This is a genomic window from Propionibacterium freudenreichii subsp. freudenreichii, from assembly GCF_000940845.1.
Taxonomy (GTDB): domain Bacteria; phylum Actinomycetota; class Actinomycetes; order Propionibacteriales; family Propionibacteriaceae; genus Propionibacterium; species Propionibacterium freudenreichii.
Genome location: NZ_CP010341.1, coordinates 1739742 through 1765379, shown reverse-complemented (window position 1 = coordinate 1765379; position 25638 = coordinate 1739742). Strand labels below are relative to the sequence as shown.

Genomic DNA, 25638 nt, shown 5'->3' with positions numbered 1-25638 from the left:
GCTCGGTGATGGACGCTCCGGGTGCGGTGATGGGGCCGGTGCAACCATGGCTCCATGAGCAATGCAACGAATGCTTCGACGCCATCCCATGGCAAGGCGGCCGGCAGGACGGCTCCCGATCCGACCACTCCCGATTTTCGGGCGATGGGTGCAGAGCTGGAGGCGGGCCTGTCGGGCCTTCGCCGTGAGCTGCACCAGATCCCCGAGCTGGAATTCGACCTGACGCGCACCCAGGCGCGCCTGCTGCAGGCCCTGGACGGCCTGCCCCTGGAGATCCACACCCGTGAGGGGTCCAGTTCAATCATTGCGGTGCTGCGCGGGGGCAGGCCCGGGCCGACCGTGCTGCTGCGCGGCGACATGGACGCCCTACCGGTGGCCGAGCAGACCGACGAGCCCTTCAGGTCGACCAACGGGCGCATGCACGCCTGTGGGCACGACCTGCACATGTCGGGCATGGTCGGCGCGGCGGAACTGTTGAGCCGGGTGCGCGACGACCTGGCGGGCTCGGTGTTGTTCATGTTCCAGCCGGCCGAGGAGATCGCCGGGGGCGCAGCCGAGATGCTCAGCCACGGCCTGCTCGATGCCGCCGGCGACCAGCCGGTGGTGGCGTGGGGCATCCACGAAATGCCCTATCCGCTGGGCACCGTCCACGTGCGCGCCGGCGCCCAGATGGCCAGCAACTGCCAATTGACTGCCACCTTCACCGGCCTGGGCGGCCACGGCTCTGCCCCCCATACGGCGATCGACCCGGTGCCAGCCGTGCTCGACCTGGGTCAGCAGCTGCAGAACCTCGTGACCCGCGAGTTCTCGGTCTTCGACCCGGTGGTGTGCACCACCACGCAGCTGAGGGCCGGCGAGGCGATCAATGTGATCCACGACACCGCCTACCTCGGGGCCACGGTGCGGGCCGTCTCCCCGGAGGCCACCGAGCACTTCGCCAGGCGCGGGGTGGAGGTGGCCAGGTCCGTGGCGGCCACCCATCGCTGCACCGTCGATGCCGAGTTCAAGGTCAATTGCCCCACCACGATGAATGATCCCGTGGCGGCGCAGGTCGTGCTGGACACCGCGACGCGGCTGTTCGGCGCCGAGCGCGTGGTCGAGATGAAGCATCCGGTGATGGCCAGCGAGGACTTCAGCTATGTGCTGGAGAAGGTGCGTGGGGCCTTCCTGTTCATGGGGGCCCTGTATCCCGGCGTCGACCCGGCCACGGCTCCGCAGCTGCATTCGCCGTTGGCCCGTTACGACGACGCCGTGTTGGGCGATCAGGCGGCCCTCCTCGCGGCACTTGCCTGGAGCGGCGCGCTGCCGGAGTGATACTCCCGGGAAAGCGATGAGGGGGACCCGCCGGAATCGGCGGGTCCCCCTCATCGCTGGTGGGTCAGTGTGTGCCTATTTGCTGGCTTCCACCGGCGGCTGTGCCGACCAGGGGAAGACGATCCACTGTGCCGTGTGGTGCCAGACGAAATCGGGGAGCACCACCGTGGTGGGCTTGGCGTAGAGCACGGCGCTGCGCACGTCGGCACCGAAGCCGCGCAGCAGCTTGATCACCAGCTGCATCGTGCGTCCGGAGTCGACCACATCGTCAACCACCAGCAGGCGCTTGCCCGTGATCGACTCGGTGTCGAGCATCGGCGCCAGGAGCACCGGATCGGGCAGCGTCTGGGCCACGCCGGTGTAGAACTCGACGTTGATCGCATCGGTGAGCTTGGTTCCCAGTGCGTAGGTGAGCGCGCCGGCCGGGATCATGCCCCCGCGGGCCACCGCGATGATGATCTCGGGATCGAAGTCCGAATCAACGATTGTCTGGGCCAGTTCGCGTGATGCCTCACCCAGCCCATCCCAGGTGAGGATTTCCTTGTCGTGTTGGTCGACCGCATCCGCGTGATAAGCCGTCATGTCGGAATCCTATCGAGGCCGGCGTCGCGGCGCTTCCCGGGTCCGTGCGGCAGCGGTGCTCAGCGCTCGTCCAGCAGCTTGACGAGCAGGCAGGCGTCCAGCCAGCGGTCGAACTTGCGGCCCACCTGCGGCAGGGTGCCACACAGTCGGAAGCCCAGTCGCCGGTGGAAGTCGATGCTCGCCGCATTGTCGGCGTCGATCACGCCCACCATGGCGTGCATCCCGGCGCTGCGGGCCCGGTCGATGAGCTGGTCCATGAGTGCTGCGCCGATCCCCAGTCGCTCGTGCCCGGGCGCCGTGTAGACGCTGTGTTCCACGGTCAGGTCATAGCCGGGCAGGGATCGGAAGCGGTCGTAGTCGGCGAAGCCGACGATCCGTCCCTGGCCGTCGGCGGCCACCAGCACCGGATGGCGTGCGGCATGTTGCCGGGCCAGCCAGGCCCGCCGGTCGGGGACGGTGCCCGGCGTCAGCGCATAGCTGGCCGTGGTGGCCACCCCCTGCGCATTGTGGATGGCGGTGAGTGCGGCTGCGTCGTCGTTCACGGCGTCGCGCACGATGAAGGAGATGGGCACCCAAGCAGCGTAGGTCCGGCCAGGTCGGGCGCGGTTGATCGTCCCCCTGGTGGTTGCTGATCGCGGCCCTGAGCGAAACCGCCCCGCGGGTTTGGTTACCAAAGCTAATTAACTTGGTTAACGGGTTAGTCTGGTGCCTCGTGAGCAGACAGGACAACGAGAAGCCCGACACCCACGCGCGTCGATGCGGAACATCGCACTCGGGCGTGGCCGGGCCCCACGACGGCGGGACCGCGCATCCGGCACCGGCGGGTGCCGACGAGGAGCTGGCAAACCTCGCCACCGATGTTCGGATTGCCTGCCAACGCATTGCTCGCGGTATTCGTCACGCCAGCGACGAGCTGCCCGGCCCGCTGATGAGCGTGCTCATGCAGCTGCACCGGACAGACCCCCAGACGCCCACGGCACTCGCCGCGCACGCCGGGGTGAGCACACCGGCCATCACCCGGGTGATCAACGCCCTGGTCGCGGAGGGGCTGGTGGCCCGCACGCCGGATCCCGACGATCATCGCCAGGTGCTGATCGGCCTCACCGAGCGGGGACGCGGCCAGCTGCAACGCACCCTGGCCGCACGTGACACCTGGATGCTGCGCCGGCTGGACGGACTCGACGCCGATCAGCGGGCCCTGCTGCGCGACGCCGCCCGGCTGCTCACCGAACTGACCGAGGGGGTGGTGGCACGGTGAATCCCACCCAGAGCCGTTCGGCTGCGTTCTGGCACAGCGTCGGACGCACCTTCGTGTCGCTGGCGCAGCGCAACTACCGCTTCTACTTCACCGGGGCCCTGCTCAGCAATATCGGCACCTGGATGCAGCGTACGAGTCAGGACTGGCTGGTGCTCACCCAGCTGACCGACCGCTCGTCGTCGGCGTTGGGCATCGTCAGCGCCCTGCAGTTCCTGGCGATTCCGTTCCTGGCGCCCTTCTCGGGGGCCGTGGCCGATCGCTATCCCAAGCGGACGATCCTGCTGATCACCCAGACCCTGCTCGGGCTCAACTGTGCCCTCCTGTGGCTGCTGGTGGTCACCAACAACGTGGAGCTGTGGCATGTCTACGTGTTCGCCTTCGCCCAGGGCGTTGTCGCGAGCTTCGACATGCCGGCGCGTCAGGCCTTCGTCTCTGAGATGGTGGCCGACTCGTTGATTCCCAATGCGGTGGGCCTCAACTCGATGTCCTTCAACGCCGCGCGGCTGATCGGGCCGGGGGCTGCCGGCCTGCTCATCGCGGCGGTGGGGGTGGCGCCGGGCATGCTCATCAATGCGCTCAGCTTCCTGGCGATGATCGGGGCGCTGTTGGCCATGAATCCCGCGCAACTGCACCCGGCGCCGCAGCGCAAGGGGCGTGGCTCGGTGCGGGAGGGGCTCAGCTACATCAGGCATCGCCCCGACATCATGCTCGTGTTGTTCATGGTGTTCATGCTGGGCACCTTCGGCATGAACTTCCAGATCACCAATGCCACCATGGCCACCAAGGTGTTCGGCCGGGGCGCTGCCGAATACGGTGCGTTGGGCACCATCATGGCCATCGGCACCTTCGGTGCGGCCATCATCGCGGCGCGTCGCCGGGCCCCACGGGTCTCGGTGCTGCTGCTGGGGCTGGGTGGCTTCGCGCTGGCCAACACCTTCCTGGCGCTCGCGCCCAGCTATTGGTTCTATGCGATCCTGCTGATCCCGACCGGCCTGTGTGCGCTCACCGTGATGACCAGCGCCAATTCCACCGTGCAGATATCCACCGCCCCCTCGATGCGGGGACGGGTGATGGCGGTCTATGCGGCAATCAACATGGGTGGCACGCCGCTCGGCGCCCCCATCGTCGGATGGGTGGGTGACGTGGCCGGGCCCCGATGGTCGTTGCTGGCCGGATCGATTGCCACCGGCGCCGCCTGTGTGATCGTCGGACTGTATTTCTTCGTGCACAAGGGAGTTCGCGTGCGCATCGAACGGGGACGCCCCCTGCGCCTGCATGTGTGGACCACCGATGAGGCAATAGCGGCGCAGAGTGCCGCCGAACCCGAGAAATAGTCGCGGTCGACGGCCGGGGGGAGCTCTCCCCGGCCCTGGTCGCCAATGCTGCGGCGCAACAAGAGGGGGTCAGGATTAAATCCTGACCCCCTCTTGTTGTTGTTCAGCTGAGGGCGGGCTCCAGCTTGTTGATCTCCGACATGCTGGCTTCAGCCAGAGCCGTCAAGGAGGAAATCTGGATTGATGGAGACAACCCGGAGGCCTCAAAGGCCAAGGGGAGCTCGGTGCAGGCGGTCATGAGGGGCAGCTCATGCATGGACATGAGTTGCTCCGCAATCTCGCTGTAATGAATCCCGGCGTCGGACAGTCTTCCTGCCTTGACTTCGCCAACAATGGTCATGAGCTGGTCCAGGCCATCGTCGTCCGGTGTGAGTATCGTGTAATGGCGTTTTTCTGCCTCCCGCTGGTACAGCCCTGTTTCCACGGTGCCGCGCGTACAGGTTAGCCAGGCTCCCTCAGGACTGGCCTTCTGTGCGGCGTCCAGTGTCGCGTCAACGATGTTGACGAAGGGTACTGGTACTTCGTCGATGAATTGATTGATGAAATAGTGCACTGTGTTGCATGGGACCGCGATCAGGGTTGCACCCCAGGCGACGAGCTTCCAGATGTCCTCACGAGTCTGGCGCAGTGGAAGATCGTCGTGATTGAGGATTGCGGCCGTCCGGTCTGCGATGTGGGTATCAGACAGGACGATTGCTCGGGGGTGACCCTGGTCCTGGGCCGCACCACATGCGGTGGTGAGTTCAAGAAGGAACTTTCCCGTTGCGGCAGGTCCCATTCCTCCAAGTACTCCGATCAGAGTGTTCTGGTATCGATAGGAGTTCATGATGCTCTCGATTCAGAAAATCAATGGTGCAATGGCGAAACCCAAGAGAGTGGAAACTACTACGGCCGCGCACCCGGGTAGGATAAATGGGTGGTTGAACACATATTTTCCAATTCTGGTGGATCCTGTGTCGTCCATTTCGACGGCGGCGACAGTGGTTGGATATGTCGGCAGGAGATACAGGCCGGTCACTGCTGGGAAAGAAGCCACCATGACTGCCCCCGACACACCCATTGCGGCGGCAACGGGCATGAAAGTTGCTGTCGTAGCACCCTGGGAATAGAGCAGGGCGGAGGCGAAGAAGAGGACTACCGCGAGCAGCCAAGGGAAATGGCCAATGACTCCCGAGCCGACGCTCTTGATCGCATCAAGGTTTGAATTGACGAAGGTGTTCCCCAGCCATGCAACGCCCAGGATGCAAATTGCGGCGCTCATGCCACCCTTGAATGTGGTCTGATCTGCAACCTTTCCGAGTTCGATCTTGCAGAAAAGCCTGATGGCCAATGCGGCCGCGAACATGAGGCAGATGATCGCCGCTGTTCGGGGTAGCGGAGGGTTCTTTATGGAACCCACCGCGACCGCGTACACCATCACAATCACGAGGGTGGTGCCGAAGATGATCAGAGATCGCTTGGCGTACCGGGGGATGTCGTATTCTCCCTGACCCCGCATGGTTATTTCGCCCCTCGCCAGGCGCTCCTTGTACACCGGGTCGTCGTCCAGCTCGCATCCTTGGTGGCTTGCGACCAGGGCGCCAACCATGCAGCCGATGAAGGTAGTAACCAAAGTCACCCCGATCAGTGGGACGTAGCCGACACCCCGGGGCTCAACGGCGGCGGCCATCGCAACCGTTGCCGCGGAAAGAGGCGATCCGGCGATGGCGACCTGGGACGCGACCACGGCGATGGACAATGGCCGCGATGGTCGCACGTGTTGCTCCTTGGCGACCTCCGCGATCACTGGCAGCGTGGCGAACGCAACGTGACCCGTGCCACATAGGAATGTCATGAAGTAGGTGACGATGGGCGCGAGGAATGTGATCCGTTTCGGATTCTTCCGGAGCAGGTGCTCGCTGATCTTCACGAGCAGATCGAGGCCGCCCGCGACCTGCATGGCTGCCACGCAGGAGATCACCGAAATGATGATTCCAAGAACTTCCCATGGGATGCCCGTACTGATATTGACGTCACATCCGAGAAGACCCAGAACGATCACACCTGTTGCACCGGCGAACGCGATCCCCAAACCTCCCAGGCGCACGCCGATGAAAATGAAGACAAGAACTACCGCTAGCTGTAGCGCGAGCATTGTTCTAGCCTTCGGGGCCGACGAGCTCCGGTGCGACATCCTCAGGAAGCCCATGTTCATCGGCGCTGTAGAAGCGGCCGGTGTAATGAGGCTTGAGGAAGTTCTGGTCGGTGAGGATGGCGTCCACCTGTTCGCCGGTGAGCAGGCCCATCTCGATGACCACTTCGCGTACTGACTTGCCGGTGCGGGCGGCCTCCTTGCCCACCAGGTCGCCGTTGTGGTGGCCGATCACGTCGTTGAGGTAGGTGACGATGCCGATCGAGTTCATGACGAACTCACGGCAGCGCTCCACATTGGCCGTGATGCCGTCGACACAGCGCTCCCGCAGGGTGGCGCAGGCGCGCGTCAGGAGGTGGACCGTCTCGAACATCGCCTGGGTCATGCCGGGTTCCATCACATTGAGTTCGAGCTGGCCGGCCTCGGCGGCGAAGCAGACGGTGACGTCGTTGCCGAAGACGCGGAAGCACACCTGGTTGACCACTTCGGGGATCACCGGGTTGACCTTGGCCGGCATGATCGACGAGCCGGCCTGCATGGCGGGCAGGTTGATCTCGTTGATCCCGGCGCGGGGGCCCGACGACAGCAGCCGCAGGTCGTTGCAGATCTTCGACATCTTGGCGGCCAGGCGCTTCATGGCCGAGTGCACGGCGATGTAAGCCCCGTTGTCATAGCTGGATTCCATGAGGTCGGCAGCGGCGACCACCGGGTATCCGGTGACCTCTGCGAGCTTCGTCGTCACAACCGGTGCATAGCCCGGAGGGGTGTTCAGCCCGGTGCCGATTGCGGTGCCGCCCATGTTCGTCTCGAGCAGCAGGTCGGCCGCGGTGTTGATGCGCTTGACCTCCTCGCGGATGTTGTTCCCATACCCCCTGAACTCCTCGCCGAGCGTCATCGGCACGGCATCCTGCAGCTGCGTGCGCCCCATCTTGAGCACATCGGCGAACTCAACTCCCTTGGCCGCGAAGCTGGCCTGGAGCCGGTCAACCTCCGCGACCAGCCCGCGCACCAGGGTAAACACGGCCAGGCGGAATCCGGTGGGGTACGCGTCGTTGGTCGACTGCGACTTGTTGACGTGGTCGTTCGGATTGATCAGGTCATAGCGACCCTTGGGATATCCGATGAGCTCCAGGGCGAGGTTGGCGATCACCTCATTGGTGTTCATATTGATCGAGGTGCCCGCACCACCCTGGAATGCATCGGTGGGGAACTGGTCCATGCAGCGCCCCTCGTCGAGGATCGCATCGCAGGCCGCGACGATCGCATCGGCGATGTCCGCCGGGAGCACTCGCAGCTCCTTGTTGGCCAGCGCGGCGGCCTTCTTCACCTGCACCATGCCCCGGATGAACTCCGGCACATCATTCATGGATCGTCCGGACATCTGGAAGTTCTCCAGTGCTCGCACGGTGTGGATCCCGTAATACTTGTCGTTCGGTACTTCCCGCTTGCCGAGAAGATCTTCTTCAATGCGTGTGGACATGATGACTCTCCCTTGAGCTTCTTGCCACGGGCGCGTCCCGTTCTGGGGCCGCCGATTGACAAGTCGGTGTTGTCCTGGCCACAGTAACATTTGCTGTTTCAGGGGGTCAAGGGGGGGGTATCTGATTGATTATGAAGTAGCTCACAGTGATTCTTGTTGAAACTTCTTCATGTGGTGCACAGGTGGGGAATGTGAACTGTAACCCTCGGTTCGTGAGAGGCGAAACGCCTGTCAGCGTGCGTTTCGGCGGCGTTGGTGGAGGATCACGTAGCAGGAGGGCTCCCAATATGCAAGTTACCGGGAGTCCTCGTGTGCGTGTGTTGGGTGGGTCAGCGCTCATCCAGCGCCCGCAGTCGGGCATCACTGGGCAGGCGGTGGTCGTCCGGGCCGTAGACCTTGCCGGTGTAGCGCGGCTTGAGGAAGTTCTCCGGCGTCAGGATGGCGTCCACCTGTTCGCCGGTGAGCAGGCCCATCTCGATGACCACTTCGCGCACTGACTTGCCGGTGCGGGCGGCCTCCTTGCCCACCAGGTCGCCGTTGTGGTGGCCGATCACGTCGTTGAGGTAGGTGACGATACCGATCGAGTTCATGACGAACTCACGGGAGCGCTCCACATTGGCCGTGATGCCGTCGACACAGCGCTCCCGCAGGGTGGCGCAGGCGCGCGTCAGGAGGTGGACCGTCTCGAACATCGCCTGGGTCATGCCGGGTTCCATCACATTGAGTTCGAGCTGGCCGGCCTCGGCGGCGAAGCAGACGGTGACGTCGTTGCCGAAGACACGGAAGCACACCTGGTTGACCACCTCGGGGATCACCGGATTCACCTTGGCCGGCATGATCGACGAGCCCGCCTGCATGGCCGGAAGGTTGATCTCGTTGATCCCGGCGCGGGGGCCCGACGACAGCAGCCGCAGGTCGTTGCAGATCTTCGACAACTTGGCCGCCAGGCGCTTCATGGCCGAGTGCACGGCGATATAGGCACCGTTGTCGTAACTGGCCTCGCGCAGGTCACCGGACATCTCCACCTCGTAGCCGGTGATGTCGGCGAGCTTGCGGGTGACCAGCGCGGCATAGCCCGGGGGAGTGTTCAGCCCGGTACCGATCGCCGTGCCACCGAGGTTGATGGCCAGCAGCAGGTCGGCCGCGGTGCTGATGCGCTTGACCTCCTCGCGGATGTTGTTCCCATACCCCCTGAACTCCTCGCCGAGCGTCATCGGCACGGCATCCTGCAGCTGGGTGCGCCCCATCTTGAGCACATCGGCGAACTCGATGCCCTTGGCCGCGAAGCTGGCCTGGAGCCGGTCAACCTCGGCGACCAGCCCGCGCACCAGGGTGAACACGGCCAGGCGGAATCCGGTGGGGTACGCGTCGTTGGTCGACTGCGACTTGTTGACATCGTCATTCGGGTTGATCAGGTCGTAGCGACCCTTCGGGTAGCCGACCAGTTCCAGCGCGAGGTTGGCGATCACCTCGTTGGTGTTCATGTTGATCGAGGTGCCCGCACCGCCCTGGAATGCATCGGTGGGGAACTGGTCCATGCAGCGTCCCTCGTCGAGGATCGCATCGCAGGCCGCGACGATCGCATCGGCCACGTCGCCCGGCAGCGCATGGAGCTCCTTGTTGGCCAGCGCGGCGGCCTTCTTCACCTGCACCATGCCCCGGATGAACTCCGGCACGTCATTCATGGTGTCCCCGGAGAGCTGGAAGTTCTCCAGCGCCCGCACGGTGTGGATCCCGTAGTACTTGTCCTCGGGTACTTCGCGCTTGCCCAGCAGGTCCACTTCGATACGTGTGCTCATGCCTTGCCTTCCTGATTGGTCGTTGTCCACCCACTGCCATTCTGCTCGCCGCCGCCGCGCGACGGGCAGTCCGAACCGGCCCCCGTGCGGGCCGGTTCGGCCACGCGGGCCCGTCGCCGGGTGTGGCTCAGTCGTGCCCGCCGCGCGAATCCAACCACCGCAGCCAGGCGTCGATGGCGCGGGCCTCGAGCTCATGTGTGCGCTTGCTGCTCCACACCAGGCAGTGTCGAGGTTCGTCCCAGCTCCAGGCCCCCATCGTGTGCATCAACCGGCACAGCTCGATGCTCTCGTCATAGCTGAACCGCCTGTCGGGGCCGAACGGTGGCAGGCGCGCGAGCAGTGAGACGTATTCATGGATGGAACCGGTGGAGTCGGTCCCATCGGGGTAGATGATGAGGAAGCGCTTGTGCATGTCCTCGGGGCCCCATTGCCACACGGGTCCGGCGGGCGGATCCGGCGACGGCGGGCCGGCGAGCCAGCCGCCCATCTTGCCCATGATGTCGATGTCCGGATGCTTCAGCTGCGTCTGCCACAGCGATTCCTGTTGGCGCCTGATCTCGTCGTGGTCAACCATCGTGCTCCCCCGGTTCCGGGCCCCGTCGTGGGCGCCGGGTGGCGGAGCGGCGGGGCGGCTTGTCCGATGATAGGCAGAGGGAGGGTCCCGGAACCATGGTTCCGGGACCCTCCCTCTGCAATCAGGTCCGGTGGCGCATCGTGGTCACGCCGCCGGCGCCTGCTCAGTCGTCGTCGGCGGCGGACGGGTGGGTCATATCGGCCGGCACTACCCACTTGTCGAACTCCTCGGGGGTGAGGAAGCCGAGCTCGAGGGCCGAATCACGAAGGCCAATGCCCTTGTGGTGGGCGTTCTTGGCGATCTTCGAGGCCTTGTCGTAGCCGATGTGGCGGTTGAGCGCCGTCACCTGCATCAGGTTGATGTCGAGGTTGTGCTTGATCTTCTCGAGGTTGGGCTCAATGCCCACCGCACAGTGGTCGTTGAAGCTCACGCAGGTGTCGCCCAGCAGCTGGATGGACTCCAGCACGCACCAGGCCATGACCGGCTTGAAGACGTTCAGCTGGAAGTTGCCCTGGCTGCCGGCGAAGCCGACCGTGGCGTCGTTGCCGAACACCTTGGTGGCCACCATGGTCATGGCCTCGCACTGGGTCGGGTTGACCTTGCCGGGCATGATCGAGCTGCCGGGCTCGTTCTCGGGGATCAGCAGCTCGCCGATGCCATTGCGGGGGCCGGAGGCATACCAACGCACGTCGTTGGCGATCTTCATCAGGGCGTCGCCCAGCACGCGCAGCGAACCGGAGACCTGCACCAGCGCGTCGTGGGCGCTCAGTGCGGCGAACAGGTTCGGGGCCTGCTCGAACTTGAGGCCGGTCTCGTCGCTGATCTTCTCGGCGGTGAGCGGGCCGAACTTCGGATGCGCGTTCAGGCCGGTGCCGACGGCGGTGCCGCCGATGGCGAGTTCGCGTGCCTGCTCGTCGGAGAACTTGATGCACTTGAGGGCGAAGTCGATCTGGGCCACCCAGCCGCTGATCACCTGGCCGAGGCGGATCGGGGTCGCGTCCTGCAGGTGGGTGCGCCCCACCATCACGACATCGTCATATTCCTTGGCCTTGGCGTCCAGGGTGTCGCGCAGCTTCATCACGCGCGGGTACATCTCCTGCAGCTCGGTGACCACGGCAATGTGCATCGCCGTGGGGAAGGTGTCGTTGCTGGACTGGCCACGGTTCACGTGGTCATTGGGGTGCACCGGGGTCTTGGTGCCCATCTCGCCGCCGGCGATCTCGATCGCGCGGTTGGAGATCACCTCATTGGCGTTCATGTTCGACTGCGTGCCCGAGCCGGTCTGGAAGACCACCAGGGGGAAGTCGTCGTCGAGCTTGCCGGCGATCACGTCATCGGCGGCCTTGACGATGAGCTCGGAGATGTCCTTGGGGAGCTCCCCGAGCTCTCCATTGGCCTGGGCGGCAGCCTTCTTCAGGATGCCGAGGGCCTTGATCATCGGGCGTCCCCACACGAAGGTCGGACGACCGATGTCGAAGTTGTGCAGACTGCGCTCGGTCTGCGCCCCCCAATGGTGGTTTGCCGGCACCTCGACGGTGCCCATGGAGTCGGATTCCGTGCGCGTCTTCGCGCTGGTGTTATCAGCCATGGCCTCAGCCTAGCGATCCGGGGCGGTCCCCGGCGGTGAGGGGGCATGCCGCGACGGACGCGATGGGTGGGGCGCCGATCGGCCGATCAGGCGCCCCACCACGGCACGACGCAGGGGGTCCTGCGTGACCCATGTGCCCGCGCGTCCGGCGTGGGGCAGTGCCCTACAGGCCCGGAACCGGCGTCGGTGCGGCGCGTCCGGCGAGCACCTCGAGGGCGTTCTTCGCGGCGAGCGCGGTCATCGCCGTGCGCGTCTCGATGTTGGCCGAGCCCAGGTGAGGCAGCAGCGCCACGTTCTCCATGGTCAGCAGCTCGGGCTCGATGGCCGGCTCATGCTCGTAGACGTCCAGGCCGGCGCCACCCAGGTGCCCGCTCTGCAGGGCGGCCACCAGTGCCTTCTCGTCAACGCAGGCGCCACGTGCCGTGTTGATCAGATAGGAGCCCTGCTTCATCGACGCGAGGCGTTCGGCGTTGATGATGTGGTGGGTCTCGGGGGTCAGCGGGCAATGGAGGCTGATCACATCGCAGTGGGCCACCAGCTCATCGACCGACAGGCCCTTGGCGTCCAGCTCGCTGCGTGCCGGCTCCCGCATCGGATGTTCCTGGGCGTAGAAGACGTCCATGCCGAAGGCCTTGCAGCGCTGGGCCATTGCGGTGCCGATCTGGCCGGCACCGATCAGGCCGATCGACTTCGTCTCGATGGAGCGTCCGAGCATGAACGTGGTGCGGTACCGCCACGGCTTGCCGGCGCGGATCAACCGCTCGCCCTCGCCCATGCGTCGCGTCACCGACAGCATCAGTCCGAACGCCAGGTCGGCCACGGCGTCGAACAGGGTGCCCGGCGTCACGGTCGCCACGATGCCGTGGGCGCGACAGGCGTCGAGGTCGATGTTGTTGAAGCCGGCCGCGATGTTCGCCACCACCTTGAGCTGGGGACCCGCGGCCGCGATGAATTCCTCGTCGACGCCGTCGGACAGCACGGTCAGCACGGCGTCGGCGCCCTTCACGTGCGCCAGGAGCTGTTCGCGCGTGGGTGGTTCCTGGCCATCCCACGTGATGACCTCGTTGCCGGCGGTGCGCAGGGCCTCGATGCCCTCGGCAGGTACTCCGTCGGTGATGCAGATTCTCGCCATGGTTGACACCCCTTTCCTTATGTACCGGACGATACCGGCCCGGCAAGGGGTGCGTCCGGAACGCCGCCGCTGGCACGGAGACCGGGAGCAGAAGGCGGCGGGCGTGCACGATCCGGCTTGACCGCTGAGACGGCGTGCGGCCGCGGGCCTTGTCGGACCAATCGGTTGTAGGGTGGCCGGAGCGCCGGTTTGAGCGCCGGCGGAACGATATTGCCTGACCTTTCCAGGAGCTCTCATGACCTACGTCATCGCGTTGCCTTGTGTGGACGTCAAGGACAAAGCCTGCGTCGAGGAATGTCCCGTCGACTGCATCTACGAGGGTGAGCGCACCCTCTACATCCATCCGGAGGAATGCGTCGACTGCGGTGCCTGCGAGCCCGTGTGCCCCACGGAGGCCATCTTCTACGAGGACGACCTGCCCGACGAGTACAAGGAGTGGTACGACGTCAACGCCAACTTCTTCAGTGAACTGGGATCGCCCGGTGGCGCGGCGCGCCTCGGCCCCCAGAGCTTTGACGAGCCCTCGGTAGCCAAGCTGCCCCCGCAGGCTTCGTGAAACTCTCGCAATCCCTGCCCGACTTCCCCTGGGACTCGCTGGCGCGGGCGAAAGCCACCGCGCAGGCGCATCCCGGGGGAATCGTCGATCTGTCGGTGGGAACCCCCACTGACCCGACGCCCGACCTCGTGCGCGACGCGCTCGCGGCGGCGTCGCAGGCCCCCGGCTATCCCGCAGTCTGGGGCAGCCCTGAGCTGCGTGCCGCGATCATGGGCTACCTCACCCGACGCTGGAACGCGACGGGCCTGCGCGATCGCAATGTGACCACCGCGATCGGCACCAAGGAGATCGTCGGCTGGCTGCCCACCCTGCTCGGACTGGGGCCCGACGACCTTGTGGTGATCCCCGAGACCGCCTATCCCACCTATGAGGTGGGGGCGCTCATGGCCGGGGCACACATCGAACGGTGCGACGATCCCGACCGGGTGCAGGGCGCACCGCGCCTCATCTGGCTCAACAGCCCGTCGAATCCCAGCGGGGCGGTTGCCTCCGGGGAACTGCTGCGACGGTGGGTGGCGTTCGCGCGCAAGCACCACGCCGTGATTGCCTCCGACGAGTGCTACGGGGAGTTCGCCTTCGACGCAAAGGCCTACAGCGTCATCGACCCGATCATCAATGACGGCGACATCACCGGCCTGCTGGTCGTTGACTCGTTGTCGAAACGGTCGAACATGGCCGGCTACCGGGCTGGTTTCGTGGCCGGCGATGAGGAACTGGTCACCGAGCTGGTCGCGCTGCGCAAGCACCTCGGCATGATCGTGCCGACGCCGGTGCAGGCGGCCATGGTGGCCGCCCTGGGCGACCAGGAACATGTGGAACAGCAGCGCGCCCGGTACGCGGCGCGCCGCGCCATCATGCGCCGTGCCCTGGAAGCAGCAGGCTTCCGCATCGACCACTCGCAGGGCTCGCTCTACTTGTGGGCCACCCAGGGACGCGACGGGCGCGCCAGCATCGACTGGCTTGCCGAGCGCGGCATCCTGGCCGCCCCGGGCGACTTCTACGGGCCGACCTCCCATGACCATGTGCGGCTGTCGATGACCGCCACCGATGAGCGCATCAACGCGGCGGCCGGACGGCTCACGAGCTGACAGGCCGCTTGGCGTGGGTCGCTGGATTCACGCCGTGCGACAGGTGGCGGTGACCACCGTGGGATCCACCGCGTTCTGGCCTGCCCAGGTGGCGCGCTGGCTGGTGCTGTTGGCCCACGTCATGTCGCCCACCCGGAGTCCCACCAGGCCGGCCTGCGAGCCCAGGCACATGCACAACAGGGCCACCGACCAGGCCGTGGTCGCCGAACCCACCGTGAAGCTGAGCCCATCGGGGTTGATGGCGATCGGGATCGCCCCGCCCCACACGCGCACCACGAATTCACGCAGCACCTCGGGGTTCCCGGTGGCGTTCTTGTTGTCGACGCTGGTGACCCCGGCCGGGTCGAAACCGCACAGGGCGCTGGCCCAGATTCGTCCGACGTCCTCGTGCTGGGCATAGGCGTGCGGGAAGTTCGACCGCTGCACCTTCTGGGCGACGTCATTGATGGTGTCGGTCTGCCAGCCGTCGACCTTGACCAGCGCCTCATAGAACTTGCCCGCTGAATACCAGGGGTTCATGATCTGGTCCTCGGTGCCCCAACCCTGGCTGGGGCGTTGCTGGAACAGCCCCACGGAATCGGCGTCGCCGTAGTCCAGGTTGTACAACTTGGACTCCTGCAGTGCCGTGACGATGGCAATGGTGGCTGCCCGAGGAGGCAGGCCGCGACGCAGCGCCTCGCCCACGATGATGGCCACATTGCCGGCCTGCTCCAGGTCGCGCAGGTCGCTGGAGCCATTGACCGTCGCCGTGCATCCCGGTGAGACGAAGGGAGTGGTCGCCCCCGCGCAGGCCGCCAGGGCGGTGAGGGAGCCGACTGCCCCGATCGCCAGGAGCGACCGACGGGTCAGCCGGCGTGCCGTGCGCTCAGCCATCGGGCCTCAGTTGTGGTGCAGCGCGGCGTTCAGGGTGATCTGCTTGCCTCTGCGTGCCAACGCCTTCACCGCCCCACTCACCGAATCGCGGATGAACAGCATGTTGTGGCCCCCGGACAGTTCGCGGGCCTTCACCACCGAGCCATCGGGCATCGTCACCTTGGTGCCGGCGGTCAGGTACAGCCCGGCCTCGATGACGCAGTTGTCGCCCAGGGCAATGCCGCATCCCGACTCGGCCCCCAGCAGGCAGCCCTTGCCGATGCGGACGCGCTCCTTGCCGCCGCCCGACAGGGTGCCCATCGTCGAGGCACCGCCACCGATGTCGGAGCCGACGTCGACGATCACGCCCTGGCTGATGCGGCCCTCGATCATCGAGGCGCCCAGCGTGCCGGCGTTGAAGTTGCAGAAGCCCTCATGCATCACGGTGGTGCCCTCGGCGAGGTGCGCACCCAGGCGCACCCGATCGGCGTCGCCGATGCGTACTCCGGACGGCACCACGTAATCGACCATGCGCGGGAACTTGTCGATGCTGGTGACGATCAGGGTGCCGTGGGCGGCGCGCAGGCCGGCCCGCAGCTCGTTGAAGTCGTCGGGGGAACAGGGCCCGGCGCTGGTCCACACCACATTGGGCAGCACCGCGAAGATGTCGTCGAGGTTGATGCTGTTGGGCTGGCACAGTCGGTGGCTGAGCAGGTGCAGGCGCAGATAGGCGTCGCTGGTGTCGGCCGGCGGCTGGTCCAGGTCGATCTCCACCAGTCGGGGCTGGGTCTCGACGTGGCGCAGCTCGTCCACCGCAACCCCGCTGGTCACAGCGGAGGGAGCCGGCGTGCCGTCGGATTCCCCCAGGGCCGGACTCGGGAACCAGGTGTCAAGCACCTGACCGGACGAATGGATGGTGGCCAGGCCCCAGCCCCAGGCCCTGCGCGATGCGGCGTTCTGCGTCATGCCAGCGATCTTACCGACGCTGCGGTGCGTTCCCGATGCGCCGGCTGTGGGCCGTCGCCACCCGACTGGTCACGTCGGCGGGATCGCTACGCTGACGCCATGACGCTGGATACCAGGGACCTGCACCGACTGTTCGCCCAGATCGTCGACATCGAGTCGGTCAGCCGCAATGAGGAACGCCTGGCCGACGCCGTGCAGGCGGTGCTCGAGCCGTGCGGCCACCTCGAGGTGACGCGCCACGGCAACAGCGTGGTGGCGCGCACGCACCTGGGGCGCGCGCAACGCATGATCATCGCCGGTCACCTGGACACGGTGCCGGTGGCCGACAACCTGCCCAGCAGGCTGGAGCACCGCCCCGACGGTGACTACCTGGTGGGACGCGGCACCGCCGACATGAAGGGCGGGATCGCCGTCATGGTGCAGCTGGCCACCCAACTGGCCGAGCCCGTCCACGACGTCACCTGGGTGTTCTATGAGTGCGAGGAGATCGAGGCCGCCGCCAACGGCCTGACCAAGATCGCCGCGGCCCAGCCACAGTGGTTGGCCGGTGACTTCGCGGTGTTGATGGAGCCCACCAGCGCCCGCATCGAGGGCGGCTGCCAGGGCACGACGCGCTTCCTGCTGACCACCCATGGCGTGGCGGCCCATTCCGCGCGCAGTTGGCTGGGCCACAACGCGATCCACGACCTGACGCCGTTGCTGCAGCGCATCCAGGCCTTCCCGGTGCGCCGCGTCATGGTCGAGGGACTGGAGTACCGCGAGGGCCTCAACGCCACCATCGTCAGCGGGGGAGTGGCCGGCAATATGATCCCCGACCGTGCCCAGCTGCAGGTGAACTACCGCTTCGCGCCCGACCTGGACGCCGACCGGGCACTGGCCCGGATGCGCGAGCTGTTCGACCTGCCCGATGTCGACTTCGAGGTGCTCGACCTGTCTCCGGCGGCCCGTCCCGGCCTGGACCGTCCCGAGGCACGCGGCTTCCTGCAGGCGGTCGGTGGCACGCCCGGCCCCAAATACGGCTGGACGGATGTGGCGCGTTTCGGGCAGCTGGGCATTCCGGCGGTCAACTATGGACCCGCCGATGCCGGCAAGGCCCATGCGGTGGACGAATGCTGCCCCCTGGCCGACCTCGACACATGCGCCGGCGCACTGACCACGTGGCTGACGAACCGGGCGCCCGACCGGTGAGACCTGACCAGTGAAATCGGCGGACACGCGGGGGACGGTTTCAGTATTGGGCGGCACCGGGGCACGATGGTTACCGGTAGCGGCGACACTGCACGGCCATCAGGGTGCGCCGAGTTGGAGACGGTAATCATTCGAAACGAAAGAAAGAGACGTGGATGGCAATGAAAGAAGACGAGGCCCGCGAGTCCGATCCCGCACGGGTGCGAAGCGCCTCGGAATGGGCCGAACAGGCCCCCACGGACAATGTTCCCTCGGCGCAGGTCGGCGAGGTCTTCGCCGGCCCGGTGATCCGACGCGGCGCGGAGGTGGATGGTTCCACCACTGACCAACGGTTGCTGGAGAGCCATCACGACGGATCATGGCTGCACAGCGATCCCTGGCGGGTGCTGCGCATCCAGGCCGAGTTCGTGGAGGGCTTCGGAGCCCTTGAGGAGCTCGGACCGGCCATTGCGATCTTCGGTTCGGCCCGTACCTCGCGCCAGGCGAAGGCCTATCAGCAGGCCCGGCGGATGGGCCACTTGTTGGCCGAGGCCGGCTATGCGGTGATCAGTGGGGGCGGTCCCGGCACCATGGAGGCGGTCAATCGCGGTGCCTCCGAGGCACACGGACGTTCCGTGGGCCTGGGCATCGAACTGCCCTACGAGTCTTCGATGAACGAGTACATCAACCTGGGCGTGCATTTCCGCTATTTCTTCGCCCGCAAGGTGATGTTCCTCAAGTACGCCCAGGGGTTCATCGTGATGCCCGGCGGGTTCGGCACCTTCGACGAGTTGTTCGAGGCCCTGACCCTGTTGCAGACTGGCAAGGTGAGCCACTTCCCGGTGGTGCTGTTCGGGTCCGAGTACTGGAGTGGACTGCTCGACTGGCTCAGGTCGCAGGTGCTGCCCTCGGGGAACATCTCGGCGCCTGACCTCGACCTGGTCAGTGTCACCGATGACGTCGACGAGGCCGTTCGCCTGGTCACCGAGGCACCGCCCTTCGAACCCCGCGAGGACTGAGCCGAGGCCCTGACCGGGTGGGGGACCAACGCGCCAACCGCAGACTGGTCCCGACTCACGGCGTGCACCCAGCCGGCGGCATAATGACGCCGTGTCCGAGCGCGCGCAGGGTCCCAGCGCGGGCAGCGCCACACCACGACGGACCACGCTGGGCCGCCTCAGGGCACTGGTTGCCCGGTTCACACCGTCGAGCCCCAAGGCCTTCCGCGATTCGATGTCGCGCTGGCTGCTGTTCGGGGTGGTGATCGGCGTCGTCTCCGGACTCGGCGCGGTCGGCTTCTACTGGTGCCTGTCCCACGCCACCCAGTGGTTGCTGGTCGATCTGGGCGGCTACCTGCCGCCCACCACCCGCGGCGAGGGCACCGGCTTCCCGGGCGCCGATTTCGCCCGTCCCTGGGCGATCCCGGCCGTCACCGGCGGTGCAGCCCTGGTGGCCGGCATCCTGGTGGCATGCATCGCCCCCGAGGCCAGGGGCCACGGCACCGACGCCGCCATCGCGGCCGTGCACCACAACCCCACCGGCCTGCGGCTGCGGGCCGCGCTGGTCAAGGTGGTCGCCTCCTCGCTGATCATCGGATCGGGCGGGTCAGGCGGGCGCGAGGGGCCCACCGCCCAGATCAGCGCCACCGTGATCTCACGCCTGTGTGGTGCCCTGCGCATCCCCCGTCCCGACGCCCGCATCGCCGTGGCGGCCGCCATGGCCTCAGGTATCGGCGCGATCTTTCGCGCGCCCTTGGGAGGGGCCCTGCTCGGAGCCGAGCTGCTCTACCGCGACGACCTTGAGGCCGATGCCATCATGCCGGGACTCATCTCGTCGATCGTGGCCTTCGCGGTGTACGGATCGGTGTACGGCTTCCAACCGATCTTCGGCACGATGAGCGGGCTCACGTTCGTGCATCCGGCCGAATTGCTGTGGTTCGCGGTCGTCGGGGTTGCCGCAGGACTGCTCGGCCGGTGGTACGCCCAGGCCTTCTATGCAGGCGGGGCACTGCTGCAGCGCCTTCCCGTGCCCAGGGCGATCCTGCCGGCGATCGGGGGACTGTGCGTGGGCCTGCTGGGACTCGCGGTGCCGGCCGTCCTGGGCACCGGCTACGGGTGGACCCAACTACAGATGACCAGCGGCTGGATGCTGTCGTCCCCACTGTGGTTGGTGCTGGTGATCCCCTTCGCCAAGATCGTGGCCACCACGCTGTCGATCGGCTCGGGGGGCTCGGGCGGCGTCTTCGGGCCCGGCATGGTGATCGGTGGGGCCACCGGGGCTGCCCTGTGGCGGATCATCCACGACATGCCCGGCGTCTCGTCGTCGCCGGCGCCCTATGTGATCATCGGCATGATCGCCTGCTTCGGCGCGATCGCGCATGCCCCGCTCGGCGTGATGCTGATGGTCGCCGAGATGACCGGGAACCTGTCGCTGTTGGCCCCGGCCATGATTGCGGTGGCGATTGCCACGATGATCGTCGGCGACAATTCGATCTTCCACAGCCAGTTGCGAAATCGCCTCGAGGCGGCGCGCCTGTATCGCGGGACCCCGGCGCCGTAGGGGGAGCGGATAGCATTGGTGCGTGGTCTGGGCTATCGGAATTCTCATCATCGTGGCAATCGCCTGTGGCGTGTTTGCCGCGCGGGGGAAGCTCGGCGAGCTCGCGCCTGCGGTGCCCGATCGTCCCGGCCCCGACCTTCCCGAGTCGGGCATTCGCGCCGATGACCTGCACGACGTGGTCTTTGCCACGGTCTTGCGTGGCTACGACCCCAAGCAGGTACGCGCCGCGATGGACGTGCTCGCGGGATTGCTCTCCGAAGGGGCCAATCCTCCCCAGGAGGCCCTCACCCGGGTGCTTGCCACCCGCTTCGATGTGGTCACCCGGGGTTATGAAATGGATCAGGTGGATGCCGTGATCAACCGCGTGGTTGCGCAGCTCTCGGCACCCCGGCAGGACTCCGATCTGGGCACCTGACGCCCAGATGGGAGATAATGAGGTACTAGACGCGCAGGACGACGAGAAACGAGGATCCAATGGCAGCGATGAAGCCGCGCACCGGTGACGGCCCTATGGAAGTTACCAAAGAGGGCCGTGGAATTGTGATGCGAGTGCCGGTCGATGGCGGTGGGCGCCTCGTGGTGGAGTTGAACGCCACCGAGGCGAGCGAACTGCTCGAGTGCCTCAAGGGTGTCGTCGGCTGATCAAGACCCACCAGACAACCCCCCCCGGGAGCGCGGCCATGGGCTGCGCACCACCCGGACACGAAGATGCCCAGCACGCAATGTGCTGGGCATCTTCGTCGTGCTGGGCCTCTTGTCGTCGGGGCAGGACCCTCGTCCGCGAAGGCCCTGCCCCGAACGTCCGCCTTCTGCTGGCGGCTCAGTGGGTTCCGCTGGCCAGCTGGCGGCCGTGGGCCGCGTAGTACTCGATGGCGTGGTTGTACACATCCACCGTCTGCTGGGCGATCTTGGCCCAGCTGAAGTGGTCGATGCAGCGCTGGCGACCGGCCTTGCCGAAGGCCTCGGCCCTCGCCGGGTTGCGGGTGAGCTCATTGACCTGCTCGGCGAAGCGGTGCTCGAAGTCGGCGATATAGCTCGCGTCATTCTCCTGGTCTGGGTCATAGGCCACGAGCGAACCCGTGACACCGTCGTCGACCACCTCGGGAATGCCGCCCACGGCGGAGGCGACCACGGACGCCTCGCAGGCCATCGCCTCGAGGTTCACGATGCCCAGTGGCTCGTAGATCGACGGGCAGGCGAACACGGTGGCGTGGGAGTACACCTGCCGCACCGCGGCGCGCGGCGCCATCTCCTCCACCCAGATGAGGTCGTCGCCCATGATGGCACGCAATTCCTCGATGGCGGTGGAGAACTGTTGGGCGATCTCGGGGGTGTCCGGGGAACTTGCCAGCAGCACCAGCTGGGTGCCCTTGTCGAACTCGCGGGCGGCGCGCACCAGGTGCACCAGGCCCTTCTGGCGGGTGATGCGTCCCACGAACGCCACCGTCGGGCGGTCGAGGTCCATGCCGATCTTGTCGCAGTAGTCGTGCGCGGCGTCGGGGTAGAACTCCTCGACGTCGATGCCGTTGCGCACCACATGCACCTTGTCGGGGTCGAGCTCGGGATACCAGTGCAGGATGTCGGCAGCCATCGCCGAACTCACCCCGATCACCGCCGAGGCGCCCTGGAAGGCCGTGCGCTCGGCCCAACTCGACAGCTCATAGCCCCCACCCAGCTGGTCCTTCTTCCAGGGACGCAGCGGCTCCAGGGAATGGGCCGTCACCACATGGGGGATCGAGGCGAACAGCCCCGAGAGGTGACCACCCAGGTTGGCGTACCAGGTGTGTGAGTGCACCAGGTTGGTGTCGGCCTCCAACGAGGCCACCATCGCCAGGTCGGCACCGAAGACCCGCAACGCGGCATTGGCGTTGGGCGGGTAGTCCTCCTTGTGCGCCACCGCACCGGGGCGCGGCTCGCCCATGCACTGCACGTCGACGTCGACGAGCTTGCGCAACTGCGGCACCAACTGCGCCACATGGACGCCTGCGCCGCCATAGATGGTCGGAGGATATTCACGGGTGAGGATCGAGACGTGCATGCCCCGATGGTGTCATATTGCGGGCCCGTGGAGGCCGTTGGTGAGCGATTTGTCATGACAGCCTCCCAAGGCCCATCGCGGGCGCTAAATTATGGCCATGGCAACCCCAAGTGTCTTGTCCATCGTGCTTGCTGGAGGCGAGGGGAAGAGGCTGATGCCCCTCACTGCCGATCGGGCCAAACCGGCCGTCCCGTTCGGTGGCACCTACCGGCTGATCGACTTCGTGCTGTCCAACCTGGCGAACTCCAATCTGTTGCGGACCGCCGTGCTCACGCAGTACAAGTCGCACTCCCTTGACCGTCACATCTCGATGAAGTGGCGCATGTCGGCCATGCTGGGCAACTATGTGACGCCCGTACCCGCCCAGCAGCGTCGCGGGCCGCACTGGTACCAGGGCAGTGCCGATGCGATCTACCAGTCGATGAACCTCATCAAGGACACCCGCCCCGACTACATCGTGGTCTTCGGGGCCGACAACATCTACCGGATGGATGTCATGCAGATGCTCGACGCCCACATCGACGCCGGCGTCAGCGCCACCGTCGCGGGCATCCGGGTGCCGCGCTCCCAGGCGTCCGACTTCGGCATCATCGACGCGCACAGTGACCACCGGATCCGCAGCTTCCTCGAGAAGCCGGACGATCCCCCCGGCCTGCCCGGTTCCCCCGAGGAGTCCATGGCGTCGATGGGAAATTACATCTTCACCGGCCGGGCCCTGGTGGACATGCTGGAGGCCGACGCGCGCGACGAGGACTCCAAGCACGACATGGGTGGCAACATCGTGCCGGCCTTCGTGGACGCGGGCGACGCGATCGTCTACGACTTCAAGGACAATGTGGTGCCCGGCGCCACCGAGCATGACAAGGACTACTGGCGCGATGTGGGCACGGTGGACGCCTTCCACTCCGCCCACATGGACCTGGTCAGCGTCGTGCCCGAGTTCAACCTCTACAACGAGGAATGGCCCATCTGGGCCGACTCGGTGCAGGCCCCCGGCGCCAAGTTCACCCTGCACGGCAACGCGGAGAGCTCGCTGGTCGCGCCCGGTTGCGTGATCTCCGGCGGCGACGTGGACCATTCAGTGCTCAGCCCGAAGGTGCGCGTGGAGAAGGGGGCCTCGATCGACCGCTGCGTGCTCATGGAGGAGGCACAGGTGGGGGAGGACTGCATCCTGCGCAATGCCATCCTCGACAAGGGCGTCGTGATCACCCCGGGCACCAATGTCGGCAGTGATCCCGAGGACGACGAGCGCCGCGGACTCACCGTCAGCCCCGGCGGTGTCACCGTCGTGCCGAAGGACTTCGTGGTGACCAAGGACGGATCCGAACAGGGCAACCCGCTCTAGCGGGCGCCCGGACGCCGGCCGATGGCTCCGGCCGGCGACCGGCGCAGCACCAGCGTGCACACATGACTGTGGCCCCGGCAGCTGCCGGGGCCACAGTCATGTTCGTGTGGTGTGCTCGTTCGTGGAGCGTGCGGTGCTCAGCCGCTCACGGCCACCAGCAGGCCATCGCCGACCGGTAGCAGGGCCGTGGTGAGGTTCTCGGTGTCGGTGACCGACTGCAGCGCCTCGCGGATGATCACCGTCTCATCGTCCTCATTGGAGGGATCGGCGATCTTGTTGTGCCACAGGGCGTCGTTGATCACGATCAGGCCGCCGGGACGCAGCAGCCGCTGGGCCTGCGCGAAGTACTCGACGTATTCGAGCTTGTCACCGTTGATGAACACCAGGTCGTAGGCCGAGTCGCGCAGGTTGTTCAGCACGTCCAGCGGCAGGCCCGGGATGAGGCGGAACCGGCGGGTCGGGATGTTCCGCGACAGGAATGCGTTGCGGGCCTCGAGCTGCCACTGCGACTGGGGGTCGATCGACGTCAGCACGCCGGAGTCGCCCATGCCGGCGAAGAAGGCCAGCCCGGAGGCCCCGGTCGCCGAACCCACCTCGACGATCGCCTGGGCACCGATGGCCCGGGTGAGCATCGTCAGGGTGCTGCACGACCCATTGCTGAGCTGGGGTGCACCCATCAACACGGCCTGGTCACGGGCCTCACGGATGGCCTCGGACATGGGCACGAAGTCATCGGCGAAGACCAGGGAACTCGCGTCCAGGTCGACGGAAGGCGAATTCTTATGGTTATGCGGCGCTGTCACGCGCCCAGCCTAGCGGGCAATGTCTCTACCATGTATAAGTGCGTGCAGATGGCCGGACCCTTGATTCGGGCCCGGAGCAGGCACGCGGAACACTAGAAGGTGGGGCACAAGCGGGTGTGCCACAGGTACGGAAGGCAAACACGATGACTGAACCGATCTTTGGCCGAATGTTGACCGCAATGGTCACCCCCTTCAACGCCGACGGGTCCCTCGACCTGCCCGGCGCCAAGCGCCTGGCCGCCCACCTCGTCGACGACCTGACCAATGACGGGCTGGTCATCTCGGGCACCACGGGGGAATCGCCCACCACGACCGATCGGGAGAAGGCCGAGCTCCTCGCGGCGGTGAAGGCCGAGGTCGGCGACCGGGCGAACCTCATCGCCGGTGTGGGCACCAATGACACCGCGCACAGCATCGAGCTGGCCAAGCAGGCCGAGCAGGCCGGGGCCGACGCGCTGCTGGTGGTGACGCCGTACTATTCGCTACCCCCGCAGTCGTCCATCATCGACCACTTCGTGGCCATCGCCGACTCCACCAGCCTTCCGGTGGTGCTCTACGACATCCCGCACCGCAGCGGCCGGGCCATCGAAACCGATTCGCTGCTGCAGCTGGCGCGTCATCCCCGCATCGTGGCCGTCAAGGATGCCAAGAAGGACCTGGACGCCTCCGGCATCGTCATGTCGCAGACCGACCTGGCCTACTACGCCGGCGACGACGCGATCACCCTGCCGCTCATGTCCCTGGGTGGCGTGGGCCTGGTCGGCACCTCCACCCACTTCACCGGACGCATCGCCCACCAGATGATCGACGCCTTCGTCGCGCAGGACCTGACCGAGGCGTTGCGCCTGCACCGGCTGCTGCTGCCGGTGTTCACCGGCGTCTTCGCCACCCAGGGCTGTCTCATGGTGAAGGCCGGCCTGGCGCACCAGGGCATGCCGGTGGGCCATTGCCGGGCCCCGCTCGGCGAGGCCCCCGCCGAATTGGCGCAGGCCTTCGGCAAGATCCTGGACGCCGCCGAGCTGTAGCCGCCCCCGCCGTGGCGGACGGGAGGCCCGGCGCGTCCCGAGGGGCG

Annotated in this window: 25 protein-coding genes; 12 read left to right on the top strand and 13 right to left on the bottom strand. The window is 66.4% G+C overall.

Annotation, left to right across the window (positions count from 1 at the left end):
* Positions 1 to 54: 54 nt before the first annotated feature.
* Positions 55 to 1314, top strand: coding sequence for a M20 metallopeptidase family protein (locus RM25_RS07680; protein ID WP_230953970.1), 1260 nt, complete (start codon positions 55 to 57; stop codon positions 1312 to 1314).
* A 75-nt stretch (positions 1315 to 1389) separates the two neighbouring features.
* On the opposite strand, the gene RM25_RS07675 is transcribed toward RM25_RS07680, so the two are convergent.
* Positions 1390 to 1896 (bottom strand): phosphoribosyltransferase, encoded by a 507-nt coding sequence (locus tag RM25_RS07675; RefSeq protein ID WP_013161503.1) that lies wholly within the window; start codon positions 1894 to 1896, stop codon positions 1390 to 1392.
* 59 nt (positions 1897 to 1955) lie between these two features.
* Positions 1956 to 2468, bottom strand: a complete 513-nt coding sequence (locus RM25_RS07670) for a GNAT family N-acetyltransferase (RefSeq protein WP_230843959.1) — start codon at positions 2466 to 2468, stop codon at positions 1956 to 1958.
* 140 nt (positions 2469 to 2608) lie between these two features.
* On the opposite strand from RM25_RS07670, the gene RM25_RS07665 reads away from it, so the two are divergent.
* Positions 2609 to 3154 (top strand): MarR family winged helix-turn-helix transcriptional regulator, encoded by a 546-nt coding sequence (locus RM25_RS07665; RefSeq protein WP_144406053.1) that lies wholly within the window; start codon positions 2609 to 2611, stop codon positions 3152 to 3154.
* Entirely contained in the window at positions 3151 to 4488 is a 1338-nt protein-coding gene (locus tag RM25_RS07660) for an MFS transporter (protein WP_013161500.1), read from the top strand. Before RM25_RS07665 ends, RM25_RS07660 begins: the two co-directional genes overlap by 4 nt.
* 103 nt (positions 4489 to 4591) lie before the next feature.
* On the opposite strand, the gene RM25_RS07655 is transcribed toward RM25_RS07660, so the two are convergent.
* The 7 genes from RM25_RS07655 to RM25_RS07625 all read right to left on the bottom strand — a co-directional run bounded on the left by RM25_RS07655 (position 4592) and on the right by RM25_RS07625 (position 13192).
* Entirely contained in the window at positions 4592 to 5314 is a 723-nt protein-coding gene (locus tag RM25_RS07655; RefSeq protein WP_044636264.1) for an aspartate/glutamate racemase family protein, read from the bottom strand.
* 12 nt (positions 5315 to 5326) lie between these two features.
* Entirely contained in the window at positions 5327 to 6622 is a 1296-nt protein-coding gene (locus RM25_RS07650) for an anaerobic C4-dicarboxylate transporter (RefSeq protein WP_044636797.1), read from the bottom strand.
* A gap of 4 nt (positions 6623 to 6626) precedes the next feature.
* Complete coding sequence (gene aspA, locus RM25_RS07645; protein WP_080774512.1) at positions 6627 to 8099, bottom strand: aspartate ammonia-lyase; 1473 nt, start codon at positions 8097 to 8099, stop codon at positions 6627 to 6629.
* A gap of 329 nt (positions 8100 to 8428) precedes the next feature.
* Positions 8429 to 9898 (bottom strand): aspartate ammonia-lyase, encoded by a 1470-nt coding sequence (gene aspA / locus RM25_RS07640; protein WP_080774511.1) that lies wholly within the window; start codon positions 9896 to 9898, stop codon positions 8429 to 8431.
* A 127-nt stretch (positions 9899 to 10025) separates the two neighbouring features.
* A complete protein-coding gene (locus RM25_RS07635; RefSeq protein ID WP_044636263.1) occupies positions 10026 to 10472 on the bottom strand; it encodes a hypothetical protein in 447 nt (148 codons plus the stop codon).
* Between the two features lie 163 nt (positions 10473 to 10635).
* A complete protein-coding gene (gene fumC, locus RM25_RS07630) occupies positions 10636 to 12060 on the bottom strand; it encodes a class II fumarate hydratase (RefSeq protein ID WP_013161495.1) in 1425 nt (474 codons plus the stop codon).
* 163 nt (positions 12061 to 12223) lie between these two features.
* Complete coding sequence (locus RM25_RS07625) at positions 12224 to 13192, bottom strand: 2-hydroxyacid dehydrogenase (RefSeq protein WP_013161494.1); 969 nt, start codon at positions 13190 to 13192, stop codon at positions 12224 to 12226.
* 235 nt (positions 13193 to 13427) lie between these two features.
* Between RM25_RS07625 and fdxA the strand changes: the two genes are divergently transcribed.
* The gene (gene fdxA, locus RM25_RS07620) at positions 13428 to 13748 is read left to right on the top strand and encodes a ferredoxin (protein ID WP_013161493.1); all 321 of its coding nucleotides are present in this window, start codon (positions 13428 to 13430) and stop codon (positions 13746 to 13748) included.
* A complete protein-coding gene (dapC, locus tag RM25_RS07615; RefSeq protein ID WP_013161492.1) occupies positions 13745 to 14836 on the top strand; it encodes a succinyldiaminopimelate transaminase in 1092 nt (363 codons plus the stop codon). Before fdxA ends, dapC begins: the two co-directional genes overlap by 4 nt.
* A 27-nt stretch (positions 14837 to 14863) precedes the next feature.
* Here dapC and RM25_RS13420 read toward each other — a convergent pair whose 3' ends face one another.
* Positions 14864 to 15709 (bottom strand): hypothetical protein, encoded by an 846-nt coding sequence (locus RM25_RS13420; protein WP_013161491.1) that lies wholly within the window; start codon positions 15707 to 15709, stop codon positions 14864 to 14866.
* A 6-nt stretch (positions 15710 to 15715) separates the two neighbouring features.
* Complete coding sequence (gene dapD / locus RM25_RS07605; protein WP_013161490.1) at positions 15716 to 16654, bottom strand: 2,3,4,5-tetrahydropyridine-2,6-dicarboxylate N-succinyltransferase; 939 nt, start codon at positions 16652 to 16654, stop codon at positions 15716 to 15718.
* 99 nt (positions 16655 to 16753) lie between these two features.
* On the opposite strand from dapD, the gene dapE reads away from it, so the two are divergent.
* The 5 genes from dapE (at position 16754) to RM25_RS12310 (ending at position 21022) form a co-directional block, all read left to right on the top strand.
* Positions 16754 to 17842, top strand: coding sequence for a succinyl-diaminopimelate desuccinylase (dapE, locus tag RM25_RS07600; RefSeq protein WP_013161489.1), 1089 nt, complete (start codon positions 16754 to 16756; stop codon positions 17840 to 17842).
* A gap of 155 nt (positions 17843 to 17997) precedes the next feature.
* A complete protein-coding gene (locus RM25_RS07595; RefSeq protein WP_036942487.1) occupies positions 17998 to 18840 on the top strand; it encodes an LOG family protein in 843 nt (280 codons plus the stop codon).
* 91 nt (positions 18841 to 18931) lie between these two features.
* On the top strand, positions 18932 to 20380 hold the full coding sequence (locus tag RM25_RS07590; protein WP_044636262.1) for a chloride channel protein: 1449 nt from the start codon (positions 18932 to 18934) through the stop codon (positions 20378 to 20380).
* 22 nt (positions 20381 to 20402) lie between these two features.
* Positions 20403 to 20795 carry a DivIVA domain-containing protein gene (locus RM25_RS11935; protein WP_013161486.1) on the top strand — a complete coding sequence of 131 codons (393 nt, stop codon included), beginning with the start codon at positions 20403 to 20405 and terminating at the stop codon, positions 20793 to 20795.
* Between the two features lie 59 nt (positions 20796 to 20854).
* The gene (locus RM25_RS12310) at positions 20855 to 21022 is read left to right on the top strand and encodes a DUF3117 domain-containing protein (protein ID WP_013161485.1); all 168 of its coding nucleotides are present in this window, start codon (positions 20855 to 20857) and stop codon (positions 21020 to 21022) included.
* 178 nt (positions 21023 to 21200) lie between these two features.
* Here RM25_RS12310 and glgA read toward each other — a convergent pair whose 3' ends face one another.
* On the bottom strand, positions 21201 to 22418 hold the full coding sequence (gene glgA, locus RM25_RS07580; RefSeq protein ID WP_044636261.1) for a glycogen synthase: 1218 nt from the start codon (positions 22416 to 22418) through the stop codon (positions 21201 to 21203).
* Between the two features lie 91 nt (positions 22419 to 22509).
* Here glgA and glgC point away from each other — a divergent pair, with 91 nt between their 5' ends.
* The gene (gene glgC / locus RM25_RS07575) at positions 22510 to 23763 is read left to right on the top strand and encodes a glucose-1-phosphate adenylyltransferase (protein ID WP_044636260.1); all 1254 of its coding nucleotides are present in this window, start codon (positions 22510 to 22512) and stop codon (positions 23761 to 23763) included.
* Positions 23764 to 23900: 137 nt separating this feature from the next.
* On the opposite strand, the gene RM25_RS07570 is transcribed toward glgC, so the two are convergent.
* Positions 23901 to 24482: an O-methyltransferase gene (locus RM25_RS07570; protein ID WP_230953338.1), complete on the bottom strand. Its 582-nt coding sequence runs from the start codon at positions 24480 to 24482 to the stop codon at positions 23901 to 23903.
* Positions 24483 to 24709: 227 nt separating this feature from the next.
* On the opposite strand from RM25_RS07570, the gene dapA reads away from it, so the two are divergent.
* Positions 24710 to 25591: a 4-hydroxy-tetrahydrodipicolinate synthase gene (gene dapA, locus RM25_RS07565; protein ID WP_044636259.1), complete on the top strand. Its 882-nt coding sequence runs from the start codon at positions 24710 to 24712 to the stop codon at positions 25589 to 25591.
* Positions 25592 to 25638 lie beyond the last annotated feature (47 nt).